The organism is uncultured Alloprevotella sp., assembly GCF_963536905.1.
Classification (GTDB): Bacteria; Bacteroidota; Bacteroidia; order Bacteroidales; family Bacteroidaceae; genus Alloprevotella.
Genome location: NZ_CAUTBW010000008.1, coordinates 1 through 16,139 on the forward strand (window position 1 = coordinate 1; position 16,139 = coordinate 16,139).

The following is a 16,139-nucleotide window of genomic DNA, read 5'->3' on the forward strand; positions in this document are numbered from 1 at the left end:
AGGGCTTCGGGAAGCTTTCTTGTGCCGTTTGGAAGTTTACCGGACAGCAATATAAATGAAAGAACTCCGCAACCAGCTGGTTGCGGAGTCTTTTTTTAAAAATTGCTTGTCTCACGACAAACAATCTTCACTAACCTTAAATCTAATACCATGAAAAACGCTGCAAAATTACAGGTTCGGGACGAAGTTTGCAAACATATCCAATAAAAAAATTATTTTATTAAGTATGTTTTATTTTTTTGTGAGCTAATTAAAGGATTATTCATTCAAAAAAGCAACTTCAAATAGCAACTTTCACAAATAGAAAATAGTTGTTTATTTATTTTCTGCATAATCGCGTTTACTCATTCAACAATCCATGTATAAAAATTCACTAACCTTTTTGTACAAAATCCATTAGTGCTATGAAGAGCAAAACTATTAACTCCAATTCGGTTTAAGAAACGCTCTTTCATGAGTTTCTTAAACCGCACACTCATCCTTTCGGCCTTGATCTAAAACCGAAGTATAATTGTTTCACGCAAATTATAGGTTAGAATAACGTGAGCTGTTTTACATCCTGCTTTTCTTCCCTCTCAAACTCCATATTGATGGAAGGTTTGGTGTCGTAGAAAGCATACGCAGCAATGCCAGCTAAAAGGTTAACGATGAAATTAGAGATACTTCTATGGCGTGTGTGAACTATCTGTGCAACGTTCTTCAACATATCATTGATAGTCTCTATGATACTTCTCTTGCGAAGCATGATTTTATCATGCACATCCATTAATCTGTTCTTCATATTAGTCCGTATTCCTGTTACGATGTGCACACCTCTATCAAAGAGTGAAGCAAAAAGTGATTGAGAAATATAACCTTTATCAGCATATAATTTCCCAAATAAATCCTTCGTTAAATCGTTGAATATTTTTGGGCTACGGTCGTCTACATTGGCTCGGGTTAGAGCAAAATTGAGTAGTTCACCTCGTTCATTACACAAAAGATGAAGTTTGAATCCATAGTACCATCCCATAGTACTTTTTCCTTTTTGAGCGTACCCTTTGAATACGCGATTACGGGATTGTCTCTTATTTTCACACACTGGAATACGTGTGGAATCGATAAAGGTTATCCCTGTACATTCTCCCATTAATCCCAGTTTGAGAAAGAGCAATAAGGGTATTGCAACACGAGGTATACGCTCAACAAAGCGTGTATAAGAGAGCAGATCGGGAAACTCTTTTTTTAGTTCTCGGCAAACATAAAAGAGATAGAAATGTTTGAAATTCCGAAATGTATTGCTGTGAAACAAAATAAGAATTGTGATCATTTCAGCATCACTCATTCTCCCTTTTCTCTTGCGATGTTTTGGACTATCGGTAGAGGGATTTGAGAGAGAAAGAGAGGTTTTGTTCAATTCTGAATGATATTCTTTGCAGAAATCATCTGCAATACAATAGATTTCCGTAACTTTGCTGACAAGTTTCATGAGGATTGTTATTTTGTTATATGATTGAAAATCAACAGTAAATATACAAAAAACAATCCTCTTTTTAGGCTTTTATTGAAACTTTTTTGAGGAAAAAGAAGAACTGCTTATCCCGAATTGGGGTTAATAACTTTGAAGGATTTTTTTTGAAAGACTTTTTTAGAAAATTATCTCTTTTTGTGGAAATATATAGTGAAGAATATCGTAAATAGGGGGAATTTCTTAATTATACATCTTGGATGCACTGGTACATTAGTGTATGATTGTCAGTAAATATTTCCTCATTTTGAACTTATGTCTGTCTCCATGTCTCATAGTTGAAACGACTTATTATATCAGTGGGTTTTGTGCTTCGCATAGATTGTTTTAAATTTGCATACTAACAAAAGAACAAAAAGCTTATTGAGTCAATGTTTTATCGGATTTTTATCTCTATTTCTCTGTTCCTGATGCTATGCTTTTCGTCTTTGTCGGCACAGAAAGTACTGAAAGACTTGAAATTATTGCTAAAACAGAAGAACGCTTCTGAGTTGCTTAATCAGGTGCGTAAGTTGGAGAAAGATTCTGTGGCTTGCACTTATCCAAAATTGTATGATTATGGTATGCAAGCTAATATAAACTTGAATGAAGCCCTTAATGAAAAGGCTTATCTTAAGCAACCCTATGATACTGTGCAATTTTTTCGTACGGTTTATGGTATCTATGATTATGCACTCAAGTGCGATTCTGTCGAGCATCGTTTATTAGCGAAGGGGAAGGGGCGTATCATGTTCCAAAAATCTCATGGAGAACTTCTTCATCATTATTATCGTAATCTATCCGTGGGAGGCCGTTACTTTTATAGTAAAAAAAATTACAGAGAAGCAGTCAATCTACTAAAAATGGCTGTGGATATTCCAAATACTGCTTTATGGGGAAGTGATAAATCTATACTGAAAACTTATGAATATGTGCAGACGGCAGCAGTTCTTGTGCGTGCGGCCTATCTACGGAATGAATATAGAAAGGCTATAGACTATACGCCAATAGCATTGCAAGACACAAGTAAGATGAGAGCCAGTATTCTGAAGACAGCAGCTGAAGCTTATGCAGCTATCGGAGATTCGGCCGTATATCTTCAATATGTACGCGAAGGATTAAAGGCTTTCCCAAATGATGCTTTTTTCTTTACGGAGTTGTCCGATTATTACACCGGGCATGGTGATTATGAATCCTCACTGAACCTTTCCGATTCTTTGTTGCAGAATGTGAATCCGAAAAATGTTTATTTTTTGGCTGCGAAGGGTTTAGCTTTGATGAACCTAGGAAAGAATCGTGAAGCTATTGAATATTCTCAACAAATCCTTTTGCAAGATTCTACTATCATTGATGCTAATTATTACATAGGTGCAGCTTATTGTAATTTGGCTGCGCAAGTGGATTTTCCAACTACAATCACAAGTCATGCGTATAAGGAGGCACTGAAAAAACGTCGTAATTATTATCTTATGGCTCGGCCATATTTGGAATTGTACCGTGAGCAAGCACCAAACCGACTACACCTTTGGGGGCCATTGTTGTATCGCCTATATATGTCGTTGAATCAAGGTGATAAATTTGAAGAAATACAACGGTTGCTCAATCATAAATGAAGAAAAGAATGAATCCATTTTATACTTTATATGGCACTCCTCATGAAACTTTTCCTTTCAATCGCATTACGTTGAAGGATATTGAAGAGGCGATTTTTGAAGGAATGCGTCAAGAAAACGAAGAGATAAAAGTTATTGTAGAGAACCCTGAGCTCCCAACTTTTGAAAATACGATAGAGGCAATGGATAAGACAGGCCATTTGCTTGCTGATGCAATGACTGTAATGTTCAATCTTGCTAGTGCTGAGACCAACGAAGAATTGGATCAACTCACGCAGCGTATGGCTCCACTGTTGTCAGAGCACATAAATAATATAAACTTGAACGTAGAACTCTTTAGCCGCGTCAAAGCCGTTTATAATAATGCGCCGGACAGTTTAACATCAGAGCAGCGCATGTTGCTGGAAAAAACATACGAAGGCTTTGAGCGAAATGGTGCAAATTTGAATGATGCAGATAAAGCAAAGTTGCGCATTCTTACATCTGAACTTTCACAGCTAACAATCACTTTTTCTCAAAATCATCTCAAAGCAACAAATGCCTACGAATTGTTTGTTGATAGCGAAGAAAAGCTAAGCGGCCTGCCTGAAAGTCAGCTGGTACAAGCCGCCGAAGCAGCAAAAGAAAAAGGTAAAACAGGATGGCTCTTCACTTTGAAGTTTCCAAGTTATGGACCATTTATGAAATATGCGGACAATCGTGAACTTCGCCGTCAGTTGTATTTGGCCTATAATAGTCAGTGTACTCTGCAAGATAAAAATAACAATTTTGATGTGGTTCGCCAAATTGTGAATCTACGCCGCCAAATTGCACAGTTGTTAGGTTTTCCTACTTATGCTGCTTATGCTCTAAAGCGTCGTATGGCAGAAACTACAGAGAATGTATATGACTTACTAAATAAGCTTATAGATGCATATTTGGAGCCGGCAAAGCAAGAAGTGAAAATTGTTGAAGCGCGTGCAAAAGTAGATGGAATTGAAGATTTTCAGCCTTGGGATTTCAGCTATTATAGCCATAAGCTCTATGTAGAACAATACGAACTTGATCCAGAAGTGCTACGCCCTTATTTTGAATTGTCTGCTGTCAAACGTGGCGTTTTTGATTTAGCCAGCCGTCTATATGGAATTTCATTTAAGAAGAACGCAGAGATTCCCGTTTATCATCCAGATGTGGATGCCTATGAGGTCTTTGATAAAGATGGTAGTTTCCTGGCAGTTCTTTATATCGATTTCTTTCCTCGATCAGGTAAGCAAAGTGGTGCATGGATGACATCTTATAAAGAGCAGTGTGCTGATACGCATCCTCATGTAAGTATTGTGATGAATTTTAGTAAACCTACGGCCGATAAACCAGCTCTCTTGACACTCGGGGAAGTAGAGACTTTTCTTCACGAATTTGGTCATTCGCTCCATGGCATCTTTGCTCAGACTTGTTATCAGTCTTTGAGCGGTACAAATGTTTATTTAGATTTTGTAGAATTGCCTTCTCAGTTTATGGAGAACTATAGCACTGAAAAAGAATTTCTTCAAACCTTTGCCCAACATTATATTACAGGTGAGACAATTCCTGATTGTTATATAGAAAAGCTACAGAAAAGTCGTACGTTTCAGGCTGCTTATGCTTGTATTCGACAGGTAAGTTTTGGGCTCTTAGATATGGCTTACTATACAATGCGGGATTCTTTCGATGCAGATATTCGGGATTTTGAACGAAAGACTTGGGAGTGCGTTCAGTTGCTGCCAATAATTCCAGAAGCTTGTATGAGTGTACAATTTGGGCATATCATGTCGGGAGGATATGCTGCGGGATATTACAGTTATAAGTGGGCTGAAGTCTTGGATGCTGATGCATTTTCTCTTTTCAAAGAGAATGGAATCTTTGATTCTACAACAGCCCAAAGTTTCCGTGATAATATTTTGTCGAAGGGTGGAACAGAACCTCCCATGCAATTGTATCTTCGATTTAGGGGTCGCAAGCCAACAATTAATGCGTTAATGCAACGCGATGGTATCTTAAAGTGAAATTTTGTTTAATACGGGTAACAATATAATTATCAGTTATAAATGACTGCAGAAGAAAAACAAACTGACTTAGATAAACGCTATTTACGCATGGCGCGTATTTGGGCGGAAAATTCTTATTGTAAGCGTCGCCAGGTAGGTGCTCTTATTGTTAAAGATAAGATGATAATTAGCGATGGTTATAATGGTACGCCCTCAGGTTTTGAGAATGTATGTGAAGATGAGAATAATGTAACTAAATCCTATGTTCTTCATGCAGAAGCAAATGCTCTCACAAAAATTGCTCGATCTGGTAATAATTCAGATGGAGCTACAATGTATGTAACAGATGAACCTTGTATCGAATGTGCTAAACTTATCATTCAATCAGGTATATGCCGTGTCATTTATGCGCGCGATTATCGCTTGCATGACGGGGTAGAACTTTTAAAAAGGGCAGGTATTGTTGTAAAACATTTGTTTTTAGAAAGCAATGACTAAGAATCAGACACGTTTTGTCCCGCTGCTTGTTTCAGTGGGCGTTATAGTAGGAATACTTATTGGTAGTTTTTTTGCTTCACATTTCTCTGGTCGAAAATTGAGCATTATAAATACCTCTACAAATAAGATAAATGATTTGTTTCATCTTATTGATGATGAATATGTAGACTCGGTTAGTATTCCAGATTTGGTAGAGAAATCTATGCCTGAAATACTCAAGCAACTTGATCCACACTCTACATATATCAGTGCAAAAGATGTGGAAGCTAGTATGCAAGACCTTAAGGGTAGTTTTTCAGGAATTGGAGTACAATTCACGGTCTATAAAGATACAGTTCGTGTTATAAAGGTAGTCAAGGGAGGACCTTCAGAAGGCGTTGGGCTTAGAGCTGGTGATCGTATAGTAAATATTGATGGTAAAGCCTATGTAGGCGATACTATTACGGCAGATGCGACTCGAAATAGACTAAAAGGGCAAAAAGGTTCTCAGGTTCGCTTAGGTGTTCTTCGCCCAGGGCAAAAGCAAATGCTTAGCTATGTTGTGACGCGTGGTGATGTTCCTGTGAAAAGTATAACAGCTGCTTATAAGGTTAGTGAAAGTGTTGGCTACATTCGTATCAATAGTTTTGGCGATAATACATATTCAGAGTTTCTTTCTGCTTTAGCACAACTCAATACTCAAGGTTTCCGAGGTTTAATACTTGATTTGCGAGGAAATCTTGGCGGATATATGCAGCCTGCAGTACAGATTGCCAATGAATTCTTACCAAAGAATCGTCTTATTGTTTACACACAAGGACGCAAGAGTCCTCGTGAAGATTTTAGAAGTGATGGCCGCGGTAGTTATCAGAATCTGCCATTGGTGGTACTTGTCGATGAGACCAGTGCTTCTGCAAGTGAAATCCTAAGTGGTGCTTTGCAGGATAATGATCGTGCAATGATTGTTGGTCGCCGTACCTTCGGAAAAGGATTAGTACAAGTGCCTATAGAATTCCAAGATGGCAGTATGCTACGCCTCACTAAAGCTCGTTATTACACGCCTTCTGGACGTTGTGTGCAAAAACCGTATAAGCTTGGAGATGAGGAAGATTATGAGGCTGACTTATTGTTGCGCGAGAAGCATGGAGAATATTATAATCCAGATAGTATTAAGACTAGTGGACAGAAATATAAGACGGTACACGGTCGCTTTGTCTATGGTGGTGGTGGTATTATTCCTGATGTTTTCATCCCTGCCGATACGCTCAATATGACAAGTTATTTTCGTGAGGCCTATCTTAACGGTCTGATGTATCAGTTTGCCTATGTATTTACGGATAATAGACGTGAGCAACTCAGTAGTATTTCAGGGCTTGATAATATGATAACTTTCTTGAAGAGAAGTTCATTAGTGGAGGACTTTGCTACCTATGCCGAGAAAAATGGGGTACGACGTCGCCCGCGTATGTTGATACAATCGCGAACATTGTTTGAACGTTACCTCATATCGAATATCCTAGCAGATGCTATTGATGATGAAGCTGCCATTATGTATACAAATCGTAGCGATGCGGCTGTTCAAACAGCAGTGAAACTTATTCACGAAGGAAAAGCTTTTCCTGTTCCAGCAACGGCTTATGTCCAATTCTCTATGAATCGTACTTTCTTTCATATGAGAACTGATCGTAATGTGGCACTTGTGTCCTGTTTCTTGCGTACTACTTCTTTTTTTCCTTTAGCTCAATGGTACGAACCGAAAAAGATGCACAACGGGATCTTATACGTCGTCTAAAAAAGTCCTTTGATGCTACTCAGCTTGCATTTTATAGTGAACAGCTCGCACAAAGTCTTTTTGAGAATTCTCATTATCAGACCGCAAGAAATGTGGCTTTATTTGCTTCTTTGCCTGATGAGCCAGATACTACTGCGATATTAGCTCATGCACTTAATGATGATAAAAAAGTTTGGCTCCCTGCAGTTATTGATGAAGAGTACATGGAAATGCGCAGATATCTTGGAGTAGAATCTTTAGTAGAAGGAGCATTTCATATTTTAGAACCGATGGGTGAGTTGCTTGCAGACTATTCGGAGCTCGATTTGATACTTGTGCCGGGAATGGCTTTTGATTTATCTTGTCATCGCTTGGGGAGAGGACGAGGCTACTATGATTGCTTTTTACACAGGTGTTCTCACAAGACATGGCGTATAGGTTATTGTTTCCCCTTTCAAATGTTAGATAAGGTTTCTGTAGAGCCCCACGATGAACAAGTTAATGAATGTATTTCTTTATGAAAGTCGTATTTATACAAGTTGGTAGAACCATTGATAAACACCTTATTGCGCTTGCTGCTGACTATACTGAGCGTATCACTCATTATCTTCCCTTTGAAGTGCAAACTGTACCCGATTTGAAGAATAATAAAGCTTTGAGTTTTGAGCAGCAAAAGATAGCAGAAGGTATAGGACTCCAGCAATTATTGAAAGCAGGAGATCATGTTGTCTTGTTGGACGAAGGTGGAAAGGAGTTTTCCTCTATTGAATTTGCCAATCATATTCAGCGTCGTCTCAATGGCGGTGGGCGCCGCTTAGTTTTTATTATAGGAGGTCCTTATGGCTTTAGTCAAGATATTTATGGTTTGGCGCAAGAAAAAATTTCTCTTTCTCGGATGACATTTAGTCATCAAATGGTACGCCTTTTCTTTATCGAACAGCTTTATCGTGCGATGACCATTCTTAATGGTGAGCCTTATCATCATTCTTAATGAATCGTTTTATCTGTTTTCTTGTAAATAAGATATTTAAAGTGTCTGGAAGTGATAAACTTTTCATAATTGGGCATTCTTTTTGTGTATGCTAGAGGAAAATAAAATATAAAAATGGCATTTATTGATTATTACAAAATTATGGGGATTCCACGCGATACTCCTCAAAAGGATATTCGCTTGGCTTTTAAAAAACGCGCAAAGCAGTTTCATCCCGATTTACATCCAGACGATCCAAAGGCAAAAGCTAAATTTCAAGCCTTAAATGAGGCTTATGATGTACTAAATGACCCAGAGAAGCGTCGAAAGTACGATCAATATGGTGAGCACTGGAGAGATGCAGATACTTTTAATCAAGCAGGCGGTTTTCATGCAGGTACTAATGGCAGCGATGGCTTCGAAGGATTTGATTTTAGTCAGTTTTCTGGGGGAGGAGGCTTTTCGTCATTCTTTGAAAACTTGTTTGGAGGAGGTTCTAACTCTTTCCGACGTCCGCGCCATGAAGCTACAATGAACGTCACAGTTACAATTGATTTATATACAGCCTTACTGGGTGGCTCGATAATCTTGCGTACTGCTAACGGTTCTAGTTTAAAACTTAAAGTAAAACCTGAAACACAAAATGGTTCGAAAGTAAGGTTGCGTGGTAAGGGATATGATCGTGGAGATGGATCTTTTGGTGATATGATTGTTACCTATAACATTCAGCTACCTACAGGTCTGACTGAAAAACAGCGTGAACTACTACGTGAAATGCAGAAGGAAGGAGCATAGATTTTCTAATGATGTTTTTAGAAAGGTGGAGTTTGTTAAGCATTATGATTTCCAAACTTCACCTTATCTTTTATCCTTTTTTCTTGCTTTATTTGAAAGTGAATGAGCATGCGTGGAAACTTTTATGTTAGTTGGTACAGGAAAAATCTCTTTATAGTGTCTAAAAATATCCTTATAGTGTTTACGAATATTCTTATTGTGCCAGCCGATATCTTTATTCTATTCTAAAATATCCTTATTATATTTTAGAATAGATTATGAGCTTGATAGTTAGGCGTTTGTGTGGTCTAAGATTCTTGTATCTTATGCTTAAAAAACAAAAAGGAAAGGAAGAACTTCTTAAACTATATTTTGGTTTAAGAAATCCTTCCTCCCCATTTATTATTGCTGTACTAAAAATCTAGTAGACTAAGCGCACATTGTCAACCCAAAGAGTGTTGCCAACTGTACCTGTATAGGCTCCACCATTACTTGAGTCAAATTTTACAATAAGGTGTGTAGGAGTATCATCACTTGTTCCCCATTCAATTTCTTTGATAGGCACCATCTTACCTTTTGAGTTCTTCATGTAAAATTGAGAATTCAGCCCCATGTAACTTTTGTAAAATGGTTGTGTTGTAATATTTCCATAATGGATAGTAAACTCTTGGTTGTTCACCCAGTTGGTTGTTTGTGTGAAGTAGTGAACCATTGTGCCAATACGTTTTGCATAGACATTGCCTTTTGCATCTTCCCAACGCTTCTGCAAATAAACAACACAATCTGCCAGGTCTCGACCAGCAATAGTCTTGGCTCCCCCGAAGCCCGTTTGGCGAATGCGATCACCCGGCATTAATTTAGTGGCATAATCAAACATGATAGCCTTAGGTCTATGAGAGTATCTAATGCCACAGTTCAAATATTTCATAGGATTAGACGAACTGGTAATGGGTTCCATCATTTGTCCTAAGTAAATACTTCCTGCCGCCAAGACTTTAATGTTTACGATGCCGAGAACCTTTACTTGTTCGAGATGAGTATAAAGTTTTGCACAATAACCATGTCCTGGACGTACTTGCTTAAATACGCTTACATTAGTCTTGTAGATACCGCTGACATGTGCCATAACGTTTGAAGTTGCCCAAGGAGAGCCACCTGTGCCTAAGTATGGTGTGCGGCCATTAATCACAGATGTAGGACCAATGGCATAAACCTGTCTTGTTTGCCCTCCAATAATGCTACTTTCTTCAATATTGCGAGTGATCCATTGGTCAAAGTTTCCGAAATTGATGTACTGTACATTGTTTTTGCTGTCCTGTATTAGTTCATTTTTAGGTAAGAATTCTGTGCGTAGAGGCAGAGCTTGAGCTGTTATCCCTGTGAGAAGAGCCAAGGTTGCGAGTGAATTTCTGATAGTCATATCTAATATATATATAATGTTCTGCAAAGTTACGGGAAAAGCATGGGAGAGCAAAGTAATCGTATCCTAAAACCTTTCAAATGAGTGAATCATGTGTATATTGCAAGCTCTACTTTGTTTTTTCTTGTACGCAGCAGTCTGAGGCAATTCATGCAGAAATCTTTTAGCCCCATTGTTGTTAGATTGTAGCACTGAATGAGATTTGATAAAATTTGCATTATAAAAAGATGAAAGTTTGTTTATGTCTTCAAAAACATTCTTAATTTTGTAAGCGTAATGTGAACCAAATATGAAAATCATGAGTAAACTACTCTTGCCCACCTTTTGTGGTATGGCACTATTCGCTTCTGTAGCGAATGCTGCCGGAACAGATATCCCTGTATCCAATATGCCCATATCTGTTTTCGCAGATAGTATGTTGCATTCTAGTGCGGAGGGACATAGTCTCAGCGAAGTAAAAGAAACGCTCAAATTGGGTGCTAAAGCTTCTGCTTCTGAGAACAAATCAAAGTTTATGGCAGCATTCGATCCCAGTTTTAAGTTTGGAGGTTATGTTGTAGGCAAAGCCACAGTGACGGATCAATCCGACAAGACGCACACTGGTTTTGACTTGCGTCTCATTCGTCTCTATATGAACGGTTATGCTTTTAAGGATTTCTTCTATCGCATACAGTTGGAAGCAAGTGGACAGCCTAAACAGGATAATGGTCCGCGTGTACTCGATGCTTTCGTTGAGTGGCAGCATTGGAAGGAGCTCCGAGTAAAACTGGGCCAGTTCAAGCGCGGCTTTACATTTGAGAATCCAATGAGCCCTTGGGAGATAGGGTGGGGAGTATTCTCACAGTTGTCTAATAAATTGGCTGGAATCTCTATCGATCGTAATGGCGCACATAAGTCAGGTGGCCGTGATGTAGGTTTGCAGATACAAGGTGATTTGTTGGCAGCAAAAGATGGTCGTCATTGGTTTCATTATCAAGTGGGACTCTTTAATGGGCAAGGAATAAACCATTCTGATAAGGATAATTTCAAAGATATCATCGGAGGCCTTTGGGTAAATCCTTGCAAGAATCTGCGTATTGGTTGGTTTGGTTGGAGTGGTAAATATACCAACGAGAATTATAAGGCAACTGATCCTCTTAGTCTGAAAAGAGTGAAGCGAGTACGATGGTCTGCGGGTATAGACTATGAACATGACTGGGTTGTGCGTGGCGAATACGGCCATTCTGTTGGTGGTGTAGTAACTAATCGCCTGGCTTCTGAACGTGCCGATTCGTGGTATGCTACTGTTGGTGCCCCCGTTACGAAGAATCTTAAACTTTACTGTCGTTGGGATTGCTATAGGGAAGCAAAGCAATGGAATAATCTAGTTGCTAATTATGGCCTTGCAGCTAATTGGCGATTAGCAAAGAATTTTATGCTCCAGCTCAACTATTATCTGACAAATAATCGAACCATTCGAGATAAGTATTATAATACGGCCGAGCTACAAGTTTACGCTCGTTTCTAGAGATGTAATAAGACAGAGCAACCTTTTACTTCTGTGGAAGTATGGCTGCTCTGTTCTTTTATCAGTACTTTCAGTAGAAACAATAAGAGATTTATTTGTTCCTTTGGTTTTATTACTGTTGATTTTATTTTAGTGTGATAATGCGTTGTGTGGCTTCTCCTATGGCTTTATGAAGCTCATCAAGTTCTTTAATCTTTTTCATATATTCCAACACCTTTGGGAGATCGCCACTCTTGTATATTTCTGCCAATTCTTTATGTGCAGTTTCGAGTTCTGCCTCTATAAGAGCCATTTTATAGTCATTGAGAAGTTGTGGGATACGATCGGCTAGATGGTCAGTATCTTCCCCATATTGTATGCGATTATTGGTGCAGAGTTCATTCTTGTCTGTTGAGAGTTCTGCTGCAAGCATACTTATGGATTCTTCAGGATTGTTAAGAAAAAAAGGGAGCGAATGCCAATTTTTTTCAGAAACATGAAGTTCGGCTTCTGAAAGGATGTGCTGATAAAGTTGATTTTGCATTTTCAAACTATCATTCTTCAAATCTTCACAGATATAGCTTGTCACGCTATACTGAACACCTTCAGATTCAAAAAGAGGTTGTTCACCATGTCGGATAATATCCCTGATGAGCAGACGTTCCATTTGAGCCACTTTATTGCGCGATTGTATTTGTAGATCTTCTTTGCGCTGTTTCTCCTGTTCTTGAAGTTCCCGCTCGCGTTGACGTTCATCTTTTTCTTGAACCTGGGTTGTTGTTTCTCTGCGCATTTTGGCTACTTCAGACAGAATCATCTCTTCGCTAACGTGTATCATTTGCGCGCATTCTCGCGAATACATCTGGCGAATAATACCTTCAGGAATCAGACTGATACTGTGGATAATTTCAGAAATAAAGTTTGCGCGCTTTATTGGATCGTTTCCAACATCTTTCATCAGAAGATCTGTCTTAAAGCGGATAAAGTCTACTTGGTTTTCTTTTATGTATCCCTGAAATTTGGATGCACCATATTTTTGTGCGAAGCTATCAGGATCCTCTCCTTCTGGAAGCAAAAGTACTTTTATGTTCAATCCCTCAGAAAGGAGCATATCAATGCCTCGCAAACTTGCATGAATACCTGCATTGTCTCCATCATAGAGTACAGTGATGTTATTTGTGAAGCGATGGAGCAAACGGATTTGTCCTTCTGTGAGTGAAGTACCACTAGATGCAACTACGTTCTCTACACCGCTTTGGTGCATAGAGATAACATCCATATAGCCCTCTACAAGAAAACAACTGTTTTCTTGGACAATAGCTCTTTTAGCTTCATAAAGTCCATAAAGTTCGTGAGATTTACTATAGATCTCCGATTCAGGTGAGTTTACGTATTTCCCTACATTCTTGTTCTGTGTGAGAATACGTCCACCGAAGGCAACAACTTTTCCCGAAATGCTGTGGACAGGATAAATGACACGTCCATGATACCTGTCCAAGACTTTTCCATCATCTGTTTTGAAGCAAAGTCCCGTCTTGATGAGTAATTCAGAATTAAAACCTTTAGAGATAGCCGCTTGGTAAAGGGAGTCTTTGTCCACAAGTGAATACCCTAAATGGAACTTTCGGATGATATCATCACGAAGACCGCGTTGGCGGAAATAAGCCAATCCGATTGCAAGACCATCGGCCGATTCATGTAGATTATTTTCAAAATAGTTGCGTGCCCACTCATTGATGATAAAAAGACTTTCTCGCTCGGTCTGTGCTTGACGGTCCTTTTCGGTCATCTCTTTTTCGCGGATCTCTATACCGTATTTCTTTCCTAACCATTTGATAGCTTCGGGATAGGTGAGTTGTTCCATTTCCATCAAAAAATGGAGAGCATTTCCACCTTTGCCACAGCCATAACATTTACAGATTTGTTTTGCAGGAGAAACAACGAATGAAGGCGTTTTCTCGTTATGGAAGGGGCAAAGGCCTTTGTAGTTAACTCCAGCTTTATGGAGTGTTACAAATTCTTTAACAACATCAACAATATCTGTTGCGTCTAGAACTTTTTGTATCGTGCTTTGATCAATCATGATAAATGTCCTGTGTGGCTGGAGTTGGAGGAGAAATATAAAATACTGATTCTCTGCTGTGTAGTTCCTCTATGCAAAAGAGATCGTGGAACTAACGTTAGAAAGAATAGTCTATACCGACAGAAAGGAATTCATTAAATTGGAAATAACTTCCACTATCTTTTCTCCGAACGTTGTCATCGAAGCGTGGATAGAGAAAAAGCTTGGTGGAAAGGAATCGGTTGATTCTTAGATATATAGTGTTCTCCCATTCTATTTGCGCGTACTTATAATTAGTGTAGTAGAAGAGACGACTATCCCAGGTGACATTTTTCCAAGGAGTCCATTTTGCCGTTATCGTTATGTTCGAACCATAATCAAAGCGTGTGTGATGATTTGGCTTTACCCCAAAGGAAGGGGCTAGTCCCATTCGACTTACATACTTGAAGTCACAAGCAAAAGGAGATAGATTGGCGTTCACGTTAAAGCGATTATTTTTTGTATGAAGAGAATATTTCATACCCAACGTGAATAGACCTTCAAAAGGTGACATAAAGTCGGAACGCACTCTTTTTTCGTTTTTCTTATAGCTGCGATAGAATTGCGTCCAACTTTGAAGCATGGCTGAATAATACCAATGTTTTGACGCTTTAATACCCAATTCGTTGGTGAGGCGGAGAAGGTCAGTATTGGTCTTATATCGATGTTCAGTATCAGAATTTGAACTCTGAAGCCCAAACTTCATTTCTAGATAATTGTTGAATGTGATTTTCTGTTTATTATCGAAATTGGCTTGTACGTTCAACGTCGTTAAGAACGAATGATTACTTTCTCCGCCTTTATACCAATTGTCGGAGACGTAGTTCTGCATCAACTGGAATGAAACATTTGCACGAAAAGTCCAAAAGGAGGGACGATGTACTACGATGTCTAAATTCTGAAGATTAAATTCTTCGTTTGTTTTTTCCTCTACCTGTTTGGACAGTTGTACATTGGGCTTTATAATTTGCTCATAGGAACTTGGAGTTGAGCTTCTTATAGTATCGTTTAGATTCTGAATAAGCCATGGCCTTTGAGCATACACAGAGATTAAAGCCTTACTTTCCAGTATGGCTCGATAATCATCCTCTGGCGTAGATAGAGAAAAGAGTTCTTTGACAGCTTTCTCATAGAAAGTTGGGCTGGCAAATAAGCGGAAATAGTAGGGATTTGACAATGTATCAGCCTCTTCATATTTCCAGTCGTTGTAGAGCGTTTTCAGCTGTTGTAGAGAATCAGAATAGATTTTGCCAATACGTTCAATTTTTTGCTTCTCCGTGCGCACTGGAGCTTGAGCTGCACTATAAAAGGGGAACCAAGCAAAAAGGAGGACGCCGAGTATAAGTCTATTCATATTCATCAGTCTTGTATACATTATTTGCAAAGTTAGTGATAACTTTTGCAATGCGGCAAATTTGTTATATTTCTATTCTTATTTTCTATTCCTTTTGTGGAAAGTGAATCATTGAACAGTGAAATCCCTTGTTTCCTTTTCATCTGGGGCTTTTGTGTGTTTCTAATCTAGAGCTCTCAACCTGAAGATTGTGTAAAAATAGGAGATTTCTTTTTCTTGAATTTTTGAGGCTTTAGTTTTATATTGTTTGTTGATATATATGTTTCTCAATCTAGCGAAGTGTTTTGTGAATTTTGCTCGTAAGAGTTATTAATATTTTCTGCAAAGTGCTTTGTTTACTGAAAACTCACTTCTTTTCTGAAGAAAGAAGACAAGATATGTGTGATGATTGCGTAAAATAGGTACAGTTATAAGTTAGAATATAGTCTTTCCAAATATCTTTATTGTATTTTTTAGTTCTCCTTTGGAACCTCTAAATTTTCTTATTGTAGTGGTACTTTACATCTATACTCTTTTCATTCCTTGATGGTTGAGTTTAATTTGATACGATTCATGGAAGAATAAATTTTGAAATTTATTTATAATATTCTTTTATCTTCTCGTATGAAATATCTAAAGTTTTACACAAGTTCTTGCATGTCTTTTTTGCTCTTTCTAAAAGTGAGCTTTCTTTTTCTTAGAAAC

At 38.4% G+C, this 16,139-nt stretch carries 12 protein-coding genes; 8 read left to right on the forward strand and 4 right to left on the reverse strand.

Translation table 11 applies throughout. The annotated features are described in order from the left end of the window. Window positions 1-532: 532 nt before the first annotated feature. The gene (locus ABLA33_RS02310) at window positions 533-1,468 is read right to left on the reverse strand and encodes an IS982 family transposase (protein WP_347719082.1); all 936 of its coding nucleotides are present in this window, start codon (window positions 1,466-1,468) and stop codon (window positions 533-535) included. Window positions 1,469-1,878: 410 nt separating this feature from the next. On the opposite strand from ABLA33_RS02310, the gene ABLA33_RS02315 reads away from it, so the two are divergent. The 7 genes from ABLA33_RS02315 (at window position 1,879) to ABLA33_RS02345 (ending at window position 9,115) form a co-directional block, all read left to right on the forward strand. Next, window positions 1,879-3,099 (forward strand): hypothetical protein, encoded by a 1,221-nt coding sequence (locus ABLA33_RS02315; RefSeq protein ID WP_347719083.1) that lies wholly within the window; start codon window positions 1,879-1,881, stop codon window positions 3,097-3,099. Next, a complete protein-coding gene (locus ABLA33_RS02320; RefSeq protein WP_347719084.1) occupies window positions 3,096-5,120 on the forward strand; it encodes a M3 family metallopeptidase in 2,025 nt (674 codons plus the stop codon). The genes ABLA33_RS02315 and ABLA33_RS02320 overlap by 4 nt, the downstream gene beginning before the upstream one ends. Before the next feature lie 42 nt (window positions 5,121-5,162). Next, on the forward strand, window positions 5,163-5,600 hold the full coding sequence (locus ABLA33_RS02325; protein ID WP_311490961.1) for a dCMP deaminase family protein: 438 nt from the start codon (window positions 5,163-5,165) through the stop codon (window positions 5,598-5,600). Further along, window positions 5,593-7,371, forward strand: coding sequence for a S41 family peptidase (locus tag ABLA33_RS02330; protein ID WP_347719085.1), 1,779 nt, complete (start codon window positions 5,593-5,595; stop codon window positions 7,369-7,371). Before ABLA33_RS02325 ends, ABLA33_RS02330 begins: the two co-directional genes overlap by 8 nt. Then, a complete protein-coding gene (locus tag ABLA33_RS02335; protein WP_347719086.1) occupies window positions 7,323-7,871 on the forward strand; it encodes a 5-formyltetrahydrofolate cyclo-ligase in 549 nt (182 codons plus the stop codon). The genes ABLA33_RS02330 and ABLA33_RS02335 overlap by 49 nt, the downstream gene beginning before the upstream one ends. Continuing rightward, entirely contained in the window at window positions 7,868-8,341 is a 474-nt protein-coding gene (gene rlmH / locus ABLA33_RS02340; RefSeq protein WP_347719087.1) for a 23S rRNA (pseudouridine(1915)-N(3))-methyltransferase RlmH, read from the forward strand. Before ABLA33_RS02335 ends, rlmH begins: the two co-directional genes overlap by 4 nt. A gap of 114 nt (window positions 8,342-8,455) precedes the next feature. Beyond that, the gene (locus ABLA33_RS02345) at window positions 8,456-9,115 is read left to right on the forward strand and encodes a DnaJ domain-containing protein (protein WP_347719088.1); all 660 of its coding nucleotides are present in this window, start codon (window positions 8,456-8,458) and stop codon (window positions 9,113-9,115) included. Window positions 9,116-9,515: 400 nt separating this feature from the next. On the opposite strand, the gene ABLA33_RS02350 is transcribed toward ABLA33_RS02345, so the two are convergent. Continuing rightward, window positions 9,516-10,514 (reverse strand): PCMD domain-containing protein, encoded by a 999-nt coding sequence (locus ABLA33_RS02350; RefSeq protein WP_347719089.1) that lies wholly within the window; start codon window positions 10,512-10,514, stop codon window positions 9,516-9,518. 298 nt (window positions 10,515-10,812) lie between these two features. Here ABLA33_RS02350 and ABLA33_RS02355 point away from each other — a divergent pair, with 298 nt between their 5' ends. After that, window positions 10,813-12,021 (forward strand): porin, encoded by a 1,209-nt coding sequence (locus ABLA33_RS02355; protein WP_347719090.1) that lies wholly within the window; start codon window positions 10,813-10,815, stop codon window positions 12,019-12,021. Between the two features lie 124 nt (window positions 12,022-12,145). On the opposite strand, the gene dnaG is transcribed toward ABLA33_RS02355, so the two are convergent. Together dnaG and ABLA33_RS02365 are read right to left on the reverse strand one after the other, a co-directional pair. After that, window positions 12,146-14,083 (reverse strand): DNA primase, encoded by a 1,938-nt coding sequence (dnaG, locus tag ABLA33_RS02360; protein ID WP_347719091.1) that lies wholly within the window; start codon window positions 14,081-14,083, stop codon window positions 12,146-12,148. Between the two features lie 97 nt (window positions 14,084-14,180). Further along, window positions 14,181-15,455, reverse strand: coding sequence for a DUF3078 domain-containing protein (locus ABLA33_RS02365; RefSeq protein WP_347719092.1), 1,275 nt, complete (start codon window positions 15,453-15,455; stop codon window positions 14,181-14,183). Between the last annotated feature and the right edge of the window lie 684 nt (window positions 15,456-16,139).

What these genes read in the sequence shown, in the direction of transcription:
- ABLA33_RS02310 (WP_347719082.1), bottom strand. Translation starts at nt 1,468, where the DNA reads ATGAAACTTGTCAGCAAAGTTACGGAAATCTATTGTATTGCAGATGAT.
- ABLA33_RS02315 (WP_347719083.1), top strand. Translation starts at nt 1,879, where the DNA reads ATGTTTTATCGGATTTTTATCTCTATTTCTCTGTTCCTGATGCTATGC.
- ABLA33_RS02320 (WP_347719084.1), top strand. Translation starts at nt 3,096, where the DNA reads ATGAAGAAAAGAATGAATCCATTTTATACTTTATATGGCACTCCTCAT.
- ABLA33_RS02325 (WP_311490961.1), top strand. Translation starts at nt 5,163, where the DNA reads ATGACTGCAGAAGAAAAACAAACTGACTTAGATAAACGCTATTTACGC.
- ABLA33_RS02330 (WP_347719085.1), top strand. Translation starts at nt 5,593, where the DNA reads ATGACTAAGAATCAGACACGTTTTGTCCCGCTGCTTGTTTCAGTGGGC.
- ABLA33_RS02335 (WP_347719086.1), top strand. Translation starts at nt 7,323, where the DNA reads ATGGTACGAACCGAAAAAGATGCACAACGGGATCTTATACGTCGTCTA.
- rlmH (WP_347719087.1), top strand. Translation starts at nt 7,868, where the DNA reads ATGAAAGTCGTATTTATACAAGTTGGTAGAACCATTGATAAACACCTT.
- ABLA33_RS02345 (WP_347719088.1), top strand. Translation starts at nt 8,456, where the DNA reads ATGGCATTTATTGATTATTACAAAATTATGGGGATTCCACGCGATACT.
- ABLA33_RS02350 (WP_347719089.1), bottom strand. Translation starts at nt 10,514, where the DNA reads ATGACTATCAGAAATTCACTCGCAACCTTGGCTCTTCTCACAGGGATA.
- ABLA33_RS02355 (WP_347719090.1), top strand. Translation starts at nt 10,813, where the DNA reads ATGAGTAAACTACTCTTGCCCACCTTTTGTGGTATGGCACTATTCGCT.
- dnaG (WP_347719091.1), bottom strand. Translation starts at nt 14,083, where the DNA reads ATGATTGATCAAAGCACGATACAAAAAGTTCTAGACGCAACAGATATT.
- ABLA33_RS02365 (WP_347719092.1), bottom strand. Translation starts at nt 15,455, where the DNA reads ATGAATAGACTTATACTCGGCGTCCTCCTTTTTGCTTGGTTCCCCTTT.